The sequence below is a fragment of the Demequina lignilytica genome (assembly GCF_030418305.1).
Classification (GTDB): Bacteria; Actinomycetota; Actinomycetes; order Actinomycetales; family Demequinaceae; genus Demequina; species Demequina lignilytica.
In genome coordinates this window covers 270,374-282,709 of sequence record NZ_JAUHPX010000003.1, presented here as the reverse complement: position 1 = coordinate 282,709, position 12,336 = coordinate 270,374, and the positions used below count along the sequence as shown (strand labels likewise).

At 72.4% G+C, this 12,336-nt stretch carries 10 protein-coding genes; 4 read left to right on the top strand and 6 right to left on the bottom strand.

Translation table 11 applies throughout. From position 1 onward, the window contains the following. Positions 1-25 precede the first annotated feature (25 nt). On the bottom strand, positions 26-1,642 hold the full coding sequence (locus QQX10_RS06665) for an ATP-binding cassette domain-containing protein (RefSeq protein WP_301119246.1): 1,617 nt from the start codon (positions 1,640-1,642) through the stop codon (positions 26-28). A 214-nt stretch (positions 1,643-1,856) separates the two neighbouring features. Here QQX10_RS06665 and QQX10_RS06660 point away from each other — a divergent pair, with 214 nt between their 5' ends. After that, complete coding sequence (locus tag QQX10_RS06660; protein ID WP_301119244.1) at positions 1,857-3,197, top strand: MFS transporter; 1,341 nt, start codon at positions 1,857-1,859, stop codon at positions 3,195-3,197. 80 nt (positions 3,198-3,277) lie between these two features. Here the strand turns inward: QQX10_RS06660 and QQX10_RS06655 are convergent, their stop codons facing one another. From QQX10_RS06655 to QQX10_RS06645, 3 genes are read right to left on the bottom strand one after another with little or no spacing between them, the layout of a single operon-like run. Next, positions 3,278-4,429: an acetyl-CoA C-acyltransferase gene (locus tag QQX10_RS06655; RefSeq protein WP_301119242.1), complete on the bottom strand. Its 1,152-nt coding sequence runs from the start codon at positions 4,427-4,429 to the stop codon at positions 3,278-3,280. Beyond that, complete coding sequence (locus QQX10_RS06650) at positions 4,426-5,067, bottom strand: CoA transferase subunit B (protein ID WP_301119240.1); 642 nt, start codon at positions 5,065-5,067, stop codon at positions 4,426-4,428. The genes QQX10_RS06655 and QQX10_RS06650 overlap by 4 nt, the downstream gene beginning before the upstream one ends. Before the next feature lie 2 nt (positions 5,068-5,069). Beyond that, a complete protein-coding gene (locus QQX10_RS06645; RefSeq protein WP_301119238.1) occupies positions 5,070-5,762 on the bottom strand; it encodes a CoA transferase subunit A in 693 nt (230 codons plus the stop codon). Positions 5,763-5,897: 135 nt separating this feature from the next. Between QQX10_RS06645 and QQX10_RS06640 the strand changes: the two genes are divergently transcribed. The 3 genes from QQX10_RS06640 (at position 5,898) to QQX10_RS06630 (ending at position 9,635) form a co-directional block, all read left to right on the top strand. Then, the gene (locus QQX10_RS06640) at positions 5,898-6,659 is read left to right on the top strand and encodes an IclR family transcriptional regulator (RefSeq protein WP_301119236.1); all 762 of its coding nucleotides are present in this window, start codon (positions 5,898-5,900) and stop codon (positions 6,657-6,659) included. A gap of 126 nt (positions 6,660-6,785) precedes the next feature. Next, a complete protein-coding gene (locus tag QQX10_RS06635) occupies positions 6,786-8,483 on the top strand; it encodes a GMC oxidoreductase (RefSeq protein WP_301119234.1) in 1,698 nt (565 codons plus the stop codon). Positions 8,484-8,531: 48 nt separating this feature from the next. Continuing rightward, positions 8,532-9,635, top strand: coding sequence for a Gfo/Idh/MocA family protein (locus QQX10_RS06630; RefSeq protein WP_301144533.1), 1,104 nt, complete (start codon positions 8,532-8,534; stop codon positions 9,633-9,635). Positions 9,636-9,723: 88 nt separating this feature from the next. Here QQX10_RS06630 and QQX10_RS06625 read toward each other — a convergent pair whose 3' ends face one another. Both QQX10_RS06625 and QQX10_RS06620 read right to left on the bottom strand, forming a co-directional pair. Further along, a complete protein-coding gene (locus QQX10_RS06625; protein ID WP_367281260.1) occupies positions 9,724-11,019 on the bottom strand; it encodes a C-glycoside deglycosidase beta subunit domain-containing protein in 1,296 nt (431 codons plus the stop codon). Positions 11,020-11,174: 155 nt separating this feature from the next. Beyond that, positions 11,175-12,308, bottom strand: a complete 1,134-nt coding sequence (locus QQX10_RS06620) for an ROK family protein (protein ID WP_301119230.1) — start codon at positions 12,306-12,308, stop codon at positions 11,175-11,177. Positions 12,309-12,336 lie beyond the last annotated feature (28 nt).

Below are 12,336 nucleotides of genomic sequence, written 5' to 3'. Positions count from 1 at the left end.
CTAGCGCCGCGCCGCGGTGAGGGGTTCACCGCAACGGCTCGTCGACCACGTCTCCCGGCCCCGCCGTGATCGACCACCGGCGCGTGGGGGCGAGCGAGGAGACGAACGCCGCGTCGTGGCTCACCACCAGCAGCGCTCCTCCGAAGCCCTCGAGCGCCTCGACCAGCTGCGCCTGGGAGTCGAGGTCGAGGCTGTTGGTGGGCTCGTCGAGGATGAGCAGTTGCGGCGCGGGACGGGCGAGCAGCACGCATGCGAGCGCGGCCCGGAAGCGCTCGCCCCCGGACAGCGTCCCGACGGGACCCGACGCGGCCGCGCCCCGCAGCCGGAAGCGGCCGAGGCGGTCGCGGATCTCCTGCTCGTCGGCGTCCGGAGCCGCGCGCCGCACGGTGTCGAGCACGGTGGCGGCATCGTCGAGGTGGTCGAGGCGCTGCGGCAGCACGCCGACCGGCACCGGAATCTCGACCAGGCCGTCACGCGCGGCGAGCCCGCCCAGCAGCGTCCGCACCAGGGTGCTCTTGCCCGACCCGTTGGGACCCGCGAGATGGATCCGCTCGGGGCCGCGCACGATCGCGTCGAGCACCGCGCCGGTGCGCGTCGCCAGGCGGCTCGCCTCCAGCACCAGGCGACGCTGCGGCACGGCCGTGCCAGGCAGGTCGATCCGGATGGTGCGGTCGCGCGGCAGCGCCGCCCGCGCGTCGGCCAGGCGTCCGCGCGCATCCGCGAGGCGCTCCTGATGGATGCCGCGCACGCGCGCGTCGGTACGTTCGGCCTGCTGCTTCTTCGCGTCCGCCACCAGGCCGACGACCCGGCGCTCCGCCCGGGCCTTCTCTCCCGCGCGGCGCTTGCGTCCGGCCCCCTCGACGTGGGCGGCGAGCGCCCGCCGCTGCCTCGCCACGTCGGCGGTCGCCGCGGTCACCGCGCGGTCGGCAGCGGCCCGCTCGGCATCGCGGGCGGCCTCGAACGCGGCGAGCCCGCCGCCGTACCAGCGGAGCTCGGCCGTGCGGTCGTCGCGCTCGCGCAGCTCGGCGATCGTGTCGACGCCCGCGAGCAGCGTCCTGTCGTGGCTCGCCACCAGCGTCGCTCCGGTACGCGCCCGCAGCTGGTGCGCGAGCGCGGCCCGGGAGCCCGCGTCGACATTGTTGGTCGGCTCGTCGAGGATCAGCACCTCGGGGCGCGCGAGCAGCGCGGCGCCGACGGCGAGCAGCACCGCCTCGCCGCCGCTCGCGCGCTCGACCGGGCGGTCGAGGTCGAGCCCGAGGCCCAGCCCCGCGAGGGTCGCGTGCGCGCTCTCCTCGACGGTCCAGTCGTCGGCGAGGACGTCATAGTGGGCCGGGTCGGCGGAGCCCGCCTCGATCGCGCGCAGCGCGGCGAGCCGGTCGGCGACTCCGAGCGCCAGGGCGACGGTCGTGCCGCGTGCGAGCGTGACGTCCTGCGGGACGTAGGCGAGCGACGGCGGCCGTCCGACGCGGCCCGCGGTCGGCACGAGGTCGCCGAGCGCGAGCCGGATCACCGTGGTCTTGCCGATCCCGTTGCGGCCGACGAGCGCGGTGAGGCCGTCGGGCAGCGACCAGGTCAGGTCGTCGAGGAACGCGCGGCCGTCGGGCCAGGCGAAGGAGACATGGGAGAAGGTGAGCGCGGGCATGGGGAGCTCCGAGGGTCTGGAAGGTGCGATGACCATGGCCAGACTCGTGGTCTGGCATCCCTAGCGCTCCACCGGTCCTCCTCGGCGCCGACGGTCGCGGCGCACCCGCACGAAGGTACGCCGCGCAGCGTCCCCCCGCAAGAGGAGGGACGATGCGGGAGTAGCCTGGGCGGGGCGGAATACTTCGCCGTACGTCAAGTGTTCCAGGGGGCGCATGAGCCAGACCTTCGCCTCCCTGCGGATCTTCAACTACCGCCTGTGGTTCGCCGGCGCCCTGGTGTCCAACGTCGGCACCTGGATGCAGCGCGTCGCCCAGGACTGGCTGGTGCTCACCGTGCTGACGCCGGAGTCGGGCGTAGCCGTGGGCATCACCACCGCGCTGCAGTTCCTGCCGTTCCTGCTGCTGAGCGCGTGGGCGGGCCTGCTCGCCGACCGGTTCGACCACCGCACGCTGCTCATGTTCACCCAGATCGGCCAGGCGGTGCTGGGCCTCGCTCTCGCGGCGCTGACGTTGCTCGGGCATGTCGAGCTGTGGCACGTGTACGTGCTCGCCTTCGCGCTCGGGGTGGTCTCGGCGATCGACGGCCCCGCGCGCCAGACCTTCGTGTCCGACCTGGTGCCGACCTCGAACCTGCAGAACGCGGTGGCGCTGAACTCGACCTCCTTCAACGCTGCGCGGCTGATCGGTCCCGGCGTCGCGGGCCTGCTGATCGCGGCGGTCGGCACCGGCTGGGTGTTCCTGATCAACGCGCTCACCTACGCGGCCACCATCGCCGCGCTCTCCCTGATGCGCGCCTCGGAGCTGCATCCTCAGGAACGGGCGTCCCGGCGCCGCGGTCAGGTGCGGGAGGGCGTGCGCTACATGCGACGGCGGCCCGACCTCATGATCATCACGATCGTGGTCGGCGTGGTCGCCGCGCTGGGGCTCAACTTCCAGCTCACCAGCGCGATGATGGCCGCGACGGAGTTCGGGCGCGGCGCCGGCGAGTACGGCCTGCTCGGCTCGGTGATCGCGATCGGATCGCTCGCGGGAGCGCTGGCGGCGGCGCGCCGACGGCAGGCGCGGCTGCGCCTGGTGGTGGGGGCCGCCTTCGCGTTCGGCGTGGCCGCGGGCCTCAACGCGCTCGCCCCGACGTACTGGGTGTACCTGGTGACCTGCGTGCCGGTCGGCTTCACCGCCCTCACCATGATCACGTCGGCGAACGCCGCGGTGCAGACCTCGACCACGCCGCGCATGCGTGGCCGCGTGATGGCGCTGTACATGATGGTGTTCCTGGGCACCACGCCGATCGGATCACCGATCGTCGGATGGATCGGCGAGGCCTGGGGCCCGCGCTGGTCGATCGCCGTGGGGGCCATCGCTGCGCTGCTGGTCTCCGTCGCCGCCGCCGCGTGGGTGGTGCGCGACCAGCGGCTCACGCTGACGTACCAGCTCTCGCGACCGTTCGTGCGGGTGCGCTATCCGACGCCGGAGGAGGCGGAGCGGGAGGCCCGCGACGCCGCCGCCGAGGACGTGCTGGCCCAGCAGATCGAGGACCGCACGGCCCAGAGCTAGGCGACCTGGCGACGGGTGCCGCGCCCAGCTACGGCACCGGTCCGCGCCTCATGAGGCGAAGCGGCCCCGCACCCGCGTGCTCAGACCGCCTCGAACAGCACCGCCGATCCCTGACCCCCTCCGCCGCACAGCGCAGCTACCCCGAGCGCGCCCGGGCCGAGCGACGCCAGCGTTCGTGCCGCGTGACCCACGAGCCGCGCCCCGGAGGCGCCGATCGGATGGCCGAGCGCGATCGCGCCGCCGTGCGGGTTGACGATGCTCGCATCGACCCCGAGGCGACGCATCGACGCGAGCGCCACGGACGCGAACGCCTCGTTGATCTCGACGGTCGCGAGGTCGCCCACCGCGCGGCCGGCCCTCGCGAGCGCCGCCTCGGTGGCCGCCGCGGGCTGCTCGTGCAAGGACACGTCGGGGCCGGCGACCAGGGCGGTCGCGACGATGCGCGCGATGGCGCGCGGCGCGACCGACTCGTCGGCCAGCACCACGGCGGCCGCCCCGTCCGAGATCTGCGACGCGTTGCCCGCAGTGATGGTGCCGCTCGCCCCGAAGGCGGGGCGCAGCCGCGCCAGCGACTCGAGCGAGGTCCCGGGTCGCACGCCGTCGTCCTCCGCGACCGGGTCCTGCCCCTCCTTGACGGTGACCGGCGCGATCTCGCCGGCCAGCAGTTCGCGGGAGGCGACGGCCCGGGCGTGCGACTCGACCGCCCACGCGTCCTGCTCCTCGCGGGTGAAGCCGTGCCGGGCGCCGTGCTCCTCGGTGGACTCGCCCATCGAGCGCTTCTCGAACGCATCGGAGAGACCGTCGTGAGCGAGCGTGTCGAGCAGCGCGATCTGGCCGTAGCGGGTGCCCATGCGGGCGGCGTAGGCGTGCGGGGCGAGGGTCATCGACTCCTGCCCGAGCGCGACCACCACCTGAGCCTCGCCCGCGGCGATCAGCCGCGCGCCGGCGGCGACCGCCTCCGTGCCCGACAGGCACACCACGTTGAGGGTCGAGGCCGGGACGGTGAGAGGGATCCCGGCCCCGACGGCGGACTGCCGGGCAGGGTTCTGACCCGCGCCGCCCTGCAGGACCTGGCCCGCGACCACCTGGTCGACCACCTCGGCGGCGATCCCCGCATCGTCCAACGCCGCCGCGACGGCGTGCGCGCCGAGCGCGGTGGCGGGCATCCGGGAGAACGCGCCGCAGTACTTCACGAAGGGGGTGCGGGCGTATCCCGCGATGACGACGCTCATGCCGCCTCCAGCTCGAAGGTGACGGGCGCGCCCGTGGAGGCGCGCACCTGATCCTCGGTGACGTCCGGCGCGAGGCGTCGGACCACGAGCCCGCCCGGCTCCACGTCGAGCACCGCGAGGTCGGTGACGATCCGGTGGACCACGCCACGGCCGGTCAGGGGCAGGGTGCACTCGGCGACGATCTTGGGGCTGCCGTCCTTGGCGACGTGCTCGGTCACCACCACGACGCGCCGAGTGCCGGCCACCAGGTCCATCGCGCCGCCCATCCCCTTGACCAGCTTGCCGGGGATGGTCCAGTTGGCCAGGTCGCCGTTCGCGCCCACCTGCAGCGCGCCCAGGATCGCGGCGTCGATGTGACCGCCGCGGATCATCGCGAAGCTGGTGGCGGAGTCGAAGAACGCGCCGAAGGGCAGCACGGTGACGGTCTGCTTGCCGGCGTTGATCAGGTCGGCGTCCTCGGTGCCCTCGATGGGGAACGCCCCCATGCCGAGCATGCCGTTCTCGCTCTGCAGGGTCACGGACACCCCGGCGGGAAGGTGATTCGCCACGAGCGTCGGGATGCCGATGCCCAGGTTGACGTGCTGGCCGTCGCGCAGCTCCAGGGCCGCCTGCGCGGCCATCTCCTCACGGGTCCACATGGTCAGGCGCTCCTCACGGTCCGCTGCTCGATGTCCTTGACGCGCGGCGCCGACGTCACGAGCCGCTGCACGAACACCCCGGGGGTCTCGATCGTGTCGGGGTCGAGCGGGGCGTTGTCGACCACCTCGGCCTCCGCCACCGTGACGCGGCCGCACATCGCGGCCAGCGGGTTGAAGTTGCGCGCGGTGAAGCGGTAGCGCAGGTTGCCCGCGATGTCGGCGCGGTGCGCCTTGACCAGCGCGACGTCGGCGACGATCCCGCGCTCGAGGACGTGCTCGACGCCGTCGAAGTCCATGGTCGGCTTGCCCTCGGCGACGGGGGTGCCCACGCCGGTGCGGGTGTAGAACCCGGCGATGCCCGCGCCACCGGCGCGCATCCGCTCGGCCAGGGTGCCCTGGGGCGCGAACTCGACGTCGAGCTCGCCCGCGAGGAACTGCTGCGCGAACAGCTTGTTCTCACCCACGTACGAGGCGACAACCTTGCGCACCTGGCCGGCCTCGAGCAGGATCCCGAGGCCCTTGCCGTCCACGCCCATGTTGTTGCTCACGATCGTGAGGTCCTTGACGCCGGTGTCGCGCAGCGCCTCGATCAGGTCGGTCGGGTTGCCGCTGAGGCCGAACCCGCCAACCGCGATCACCTGCCCGTCGCGGACCACCTCCGCCAGCGCCTCTGCGGCGCTCGGATACAGCTTCATCCGTTCAGACCTCCTTGTCTGCCCACATGATGGATACGCCGACGCTAGTGTCGGGGGAAATCCGGGTCAATCCGCCCCGGGATCTTGCTCACCTTGCGGGCGAGCGTTCAGAATGTGGACGATGCGGAGGTCGGCATGAGCACGGATGGCGCCCAGGTGGTGGGCAGGATCGGCGCGCTGCTGCGCGCGCTGAGCGCCGAGGAGGGGCCGCACACCACGTCCCGCCTCGCGGCGGCGACGTCGCTCACGCGCCCGACCGCGCATCGTCTGCTCGCGGCGCTCGCCGACGAGGGCTTCGTCGACCGCGACGCGGGCCGGGGCACCTGGATGCTCGGCCCCGAGCTGTACGTCATGGGCGCGCTCGCCGCCGACCGGTACGACATCACCGAGCTCGCCCGCGACGCCGTGCGCGAGGTGGCCCGCGCCACCGGCGAGAGCGCGTTCCTCTCCGCCCGGCGCGGCGACGAGTCGGTGTGCCTGCTGCGCGAGGAGGGCGCGTTCCCGCTGCGCTCGCACGTCCTGCACGAGGGCATCCGCTTCCCGCTGGGCGTCGCGTCCGCGGGGCTCGCGATCCTCGCGATGCTGCCCGAGCCGGAGCGCGAGTCCTACCTCCGGCGCGTGGATCTCGCCCCGGCGTGGGGGGCGTCGCACTCGGCGGAGGCGCTGCGGGAGCGCCTCGCGGCGGCGCGCAGCGTCGGCTACGTGGTCAACCCCGGGCTGATCGTCGAGGGCAGCTGGGGAATGGCGGCCGCGATCTTCGACGCGCAGGGGCGTGCCGCCTGGGCGCTGTCCGCCACGGGGGTGGAGGCGCGCTTCGCCGGCGAGCGCCAGGAGGAGATCGGCCGGGTGCTTCTCGAGCAGGCGCACGTGGTCACGCAGCGGCTCCGGGCCTCGTGACGCCGGCCGGTGCCGGGCCTCTCGTCCTGACACCGCCCGCACTTATGGTGATACAGTCTTAAGTCACATGCATGATGCCCATAAGTCCGGGCGTCCATGCGTCTCGACGAGGAAGCGAGCACCAGCATGGTCAACCTCGACCGCCGCTACGACGCGATCGTGATCGGCTCCGGTCCGGGCGGCAGCTCCGCGGTGAGGGAGCTCACCGAGCGCGGGCTGGAGGTCCTGCTCATCGACGCCGGTCGCGAAGTGCGCGAGGAGGACTTCGTCCCGCCGTCGCGCAAGAAGGGCGGCGTGGGACTCGACCTGCTCCCCCGCGCGAACGCCATGGCGCACGGCAGGATCACGCAGGCGCGGCGCCCGTACTACAGCGAGGGCACCAACCGATTCCTGGTCAACGACCTCGAGGACCCGTACACGACGCCCCTGACCCGCCCCTACCTGTGGATCCGCGGCAAGCTCCTCGGCGGCCGGATGCACTCCTACGGGCGGGTGCTGCAGCGCATGTCGGACGTCGACTTCAAGGCCGCGAGCGCGGACGGCGAGGGCCAGGACTGGCCGATCGAGTACGACGACCTCAAGGCCTGGTACGACAAGGTCGAGCGGTCCGTGGGCGTCTACGGCGACGCCGACGGCCTGGTCCACCCGCCGGACGGCGAGTACGTGGGACCGGGCTACCTCACGACTGTCGAGCGTGACTTCAAGGATCGGATCGAGGGCCGCTGGCCCGAGCGCAAGGTGATCTCCTGGCGCTGCCAGGCCCCCTTCCCCGACCGGGTCCCGCCGGGGATCGCCGCGGCGAGGGCAACCGGCCGCCTCACCATCCTGACCGAGTCCGAGGTGACCCGGATCACCACCGACGACGCGACCGGCCTCGCCACCGGCGTCGAGTTCGTGAACCGGGCGTCGAAGCGCGAGGGTCGGGCGTTCGCCGACGCCGTGGTGGTCACAGCCTCGACCATCGAGTCGATCCGGCTCCTGCTGAACTCGGGATCGAGCCGCCACCCGAACGGCCTGGGCAACTCGTCCGGCCTGCTGGGCCGGTACTTCATGGACCAGACCATCTCCATCGGGTTCTTCGACTCCCCGCAGCACCGGGGCGTCTGGGAGCGTCCCGACAACATGCCGGCCGACCCGTTCTACGGCGTCGGCGGCGGGATCCTGATCCCTCGGTACGAGAACATCCCTGGTCACCACGATCCCTCGTTCCTCCGCGGGATCTCCTTCCAGGGCCTGGGCGGACGCATCCCGGTGCCGGACGGGGAGCCCGCCGTGATGGGGCTCGGCGGCGCCGGCGAGATGCTCGCGCGCTACGACAACCACGTGCGCCTGAGCCGTGTCAAGGACCGGTGGGGGATGCCGGTCCCGCACATCGACATCAGCATGGGCGAGAACGACCGCCTGCTGCTCAAGCGGTCGATGACCGCGCTCAAGGAGATGGGCGACGAGGCGGGCTACCGCGTCAACTTCATCGGCTCGGCCGCCGGCCTCGAGACCAAGAAGATCTGGCCGGGCTTCAACCCGGTGCAGAGAGAGATCTTCCGCCAGGGGATCAAGATGTCGGTGGTGCTCGGCGCCGCGATCCACGAGACCGGAGGCGCCCGGATGGGCTCCGACCCGTCGATGTCTGTGGTCAACGGCGTCAACCAGCTATGGGACGCCCCCAACGTGTTCGTGCCGGACGCGGCCTCCTTCGTGAGCGGCTCCAACGTGGGCCCCGCGCTCACGATCATGGCGCTGTCGGCACGCGCCTCGGGCTTCATCGCCGAGCAGCACGCCGCGGGCGGGCTCACCTCCCCGACCGAGGACGTCCAGTACCGCTAGGCGCGGCACGACGCCAACCCCGAGAGTCACGGAACGGAGCACCCCCCCATGCCCGGATTCGCAGGCGGAGGACCAGTCCTTCGGACCGGCATCATCGGCGCCGCGCAGATGGGCGACGTGCACGCGCGCGCCGTGCGACGTGCGGGCGGGGTGGTGCAGGCCATCGCCGGCTCGACCGCCGCATCGTCCCTCGAGGCCGCACGCCGGCACTTCGCGGTGCGACCCGCGCGCGACGGATGGGACGTCGCGACGGCGGACGACGTCGACGTGGTGCACATCTGCACCCCCAACAGCACGCACGCCGAGTTCGCGATCGCGGCGCTCGAGGCCGGCAAGCACGTCGTGTGCGAGAAGCCGCTCGCGGTCACGGTGCACGAGGCGGAGTCGATGGCGACGGCCGCGGCACACGCGCGGACCGTCGCCTCCGTGCCGTTCGTGTACCGGTTCTTCGCGAGCGCCCGCCACGCGCGCGTGCTGGCACGGTCGGGCGAGCTGGGACGGGTACACCTCATCCACGGCTCGTACCTGCAGGACTGGCTGAGCCACCCTGCCAGCGACAACTGGCGCACCGACGCGACCAGGGGAGGCCCCTCGCGCACCTTCGCGGACATCGGCGTGCACTGGTGCGACCTCGCGGAGTTCGTCGCCGGACAGCGGATCACCCGCCTGCACGCCCGCACCGCCATCGCCCACGCCGAGCGGTCGGGGCGACCCGTGACCACGGAGGACACGGCGGTGCTGATGTTCGAGACCGATGCCGGGGCCACGGGCTCCGTGGTGCTGAGCCAGGTGAGCCCCGGACGCAAGAACCGCCTCTGGCTCTCGGTCGACGGGATCGACGGGGCTGCCGCCTTCGACCAGGAGAACCCGGACTCGCTCTGGGTCGGCGCTCGTGACGCGAACCGGATCCTCATGCGGGGGAGCGCCGACCCTGCGGATGTCGCCGCGTACTCGAAGCTTCCCCCCGGCCACCCGCAGGGCTACCAGGACGCCTTCGACGCCTTCATCGAGGATCACTACCGCGCGATCGTCGGGCATGAGGTCGACGGTCTGCCGACGTTCGCCGACGGGTTGCGGGCCGCGCGGCTGACCGAGGCGGTGCTGGAGTCCGCCGCGTCGGAGGCCTGGGTCGACGTCCCCGCCTCCGGGTGAGCCCGTCACCACGAGCCTGACCGCCGCGGCGGCAGCCGCCGTGCACCGCAGCGCCCGGGCCCCATGAGGGGACCCGGGCGCCCGGACGTCAGAGCTGCTGCTCGAGCTTGTGGAACATGGCGTGCTGGCGACGCACCTGCTCGATCCCGCGATAAGGGATGCGCGGACCCTCGTACTCCGAGGACAGGTAGCCCTCGTAGCCTCCGTCGCGGAGCACCTGCAGCACCGGCTCCCAGGGGATGTGGACGTCGACCAGGTCGTCGTCCACCTCGTAGAACTTGGCCTGGATGAAGACCACGTGCTCGAGCACCTCGGCGAGGTCGGAGGCCGGCACGTGCAGCGGACGGAGCGGCACCGGCACGTCGTCCTCGTTCTCCGGCTCCTTGCCGTCCATGCCCTGGAAGGCGGTCCTGGTCATGAAGATGCCGGTGTCGATCAGCAGGCCGAAGTTCCTGGTGCCCGTCCGCTCGATGAACGCCAGGTAGTCGTCGACCACCTTGTGCTTGATGGGCGTCGGGCTGTGGATCTCGGGGCAGATCACGATCCCCTTCTCCTGGGCGAGCTCGAGGTTCCGCTCGACAGCCTCGTCCCAGATGGGGTGCGGCACCAGGTCGAGCGACACCACGCCGATCTTCGGGCGGACGAAGCTGAAGCCCAGCCGAGCGGCGAGACGGATGTCCCGCTCGAGCGCCGCCGCGCCCTCGTCCACCGTGAGGTCGCGGTCGAGCCACATGCGGCTATCGATCCAGCTGCCGAAGTTCGTCGGCTTCAGGCCGTAGCGCTCGAGGCCGGCGAACCAGCGATCGATCCACTCCGTGGTGGGGTCGGGGTAGCCGGCGACGTTCCCCTCGCCCAGGATCTCGAAGCCGGTCGCCCCCAGGTCCGCGACGTGCGCCATCGCGTCCTCGAGGGTCATCACGGTGTTCATGTCGCCCGTGTAGCTGTAGGTGGACACGCCGTACTTGAAGCGCGGCTCGGACACGGCGCCGATCAGGATCGCCTCGCGCTCGAAGTGGAACACGTTCGGCTGGAACTCGATCGGGATGTAGGGCGCGCGCAGCCGCACGTCGACGGCGACGCGGTGCACCCCGCGCTCGAGGCCGCCCGCCAGGGGCACCTTCACGGTCATCGTCCGGTCGAGGTCCCACCGGCCCGAGGTGGTCCGGCGCAGCTCCGCGAGCGTCAGCTCGCGGCCCTCGAGGACGTAGACGTTGCCCTCGTGCGGGAACAGGTGACCGTCCACGGTGACGTCCACGCCGTCGACCAGGCTCGCCGACAGGCCGCGATAGTTCGGGTTGCGCAGGTCCAGCTGGAAGCCCACGGCAGCGCCGTCGACCAGGGTGTTCGCGAATCCACGCGACTGGATGGGGTTGATGTCGAGCACGATCTCTCGCTTTCGGATGGCTGGCCCCGACGCCACCGCCGAGGCTGAGCGGACGACCCCACGTCGGGTCGCCACGGCACGCCTCCAGTTTATGTCGACAACAACCATAAGTCAAGAAGATCGCGACTTATGTGGGGCGTCGCCGCACCCCGGATCTACGCGGCGAGGATCGCGTCCAGGGCCATCCTCGCCGCGCCGCGAACACCTCCGCGCTCGGGATCCTGCATGGTCACCACGGACAGCTGACGGGTCGCCAGCGGCTGGGCGCGCTGATAGATCGCCTCCCTGATCCCCGCGAGCAGCGTCTCCCCTGAGCGCGCCATCTCGCCACCCACGACGATGCGGCCCGGGTTGAGGATCGCGACGCATGCCGACAGGACCTCGCCGATGAGCCGGCCGGCCTCGCGGGACAGGCGGGTCGCCTCCGGGTCGCCGGAGCGCACGAGCTCGACCACGTCGTCCGAGGTCGCCGCGGCGGACCCGAGGTCGGCGAGAGACTGCGCGATCCCGCGTCCCGAGGCGTACGCCTCGAGGCATCCGCTCTGGCCGCAGCGACAGACCCGGGACGACTCGGCGGCCACCTGGATGTGCCCGATGTCGCCCGCGGCGCCCTGCGCTCCGCGGCTCAGCCGCCCGGCGCACACGAGACCGGCGCCGATGCCCGTCGCGACCTTGACCACGAGCAGATCCGTCTCGTCGGGGTACCGTTCCGTCCACTCGCCGAGCGCGAGGATGTTGACGTCGTTGTCGACCAGCACGGGCACGTCGAAGCGTCCGGCGACATAGGCCGGCACGTCGAAGTCGTCCCACCCGGGCATGATCGGGGGGCTCACCGGCCGACCGGTCGAGTGCTCCACCGGGCCCGGCAGGCCCAGGCCCGCTCCGCGCACATCCGCGGCCGTGAGCCCCAGCCCCACGAGCTGGTCGTCCCAGGCGTCCGCGACCCGGTCGAGGACGGCCACCGGCCCGTCGCCGATCGCGAGCTCCTCGCGGCGGTGCGCGAGGATCTCACCCGCGAGATCCGTCACCCCGAGGTACGCGTGCGTCGCGCCCAGGTCGGCCGCCAGCACCACGCCCGCCTTCGCGTTGAACGCATAGGAGAGCGACGGCCTGCCACCGGTCGAGACCGCCTCGTCGAGGATGGTGACGAGCCCGCGCTCGAGGAGCGCGTCGAGCCTGATGCCGATCGTCGAGCGCGCCTGGCCGGTCAGCTGGGCGAGCTCGGTCTTGGTCCGCGGACGGCCCTCACGCAGCAGCGCGAGAACGTCGTGGTTGTCGGTCGTCGCCAAGCCGGCCCTCCATACGCCTCGGGAGGCG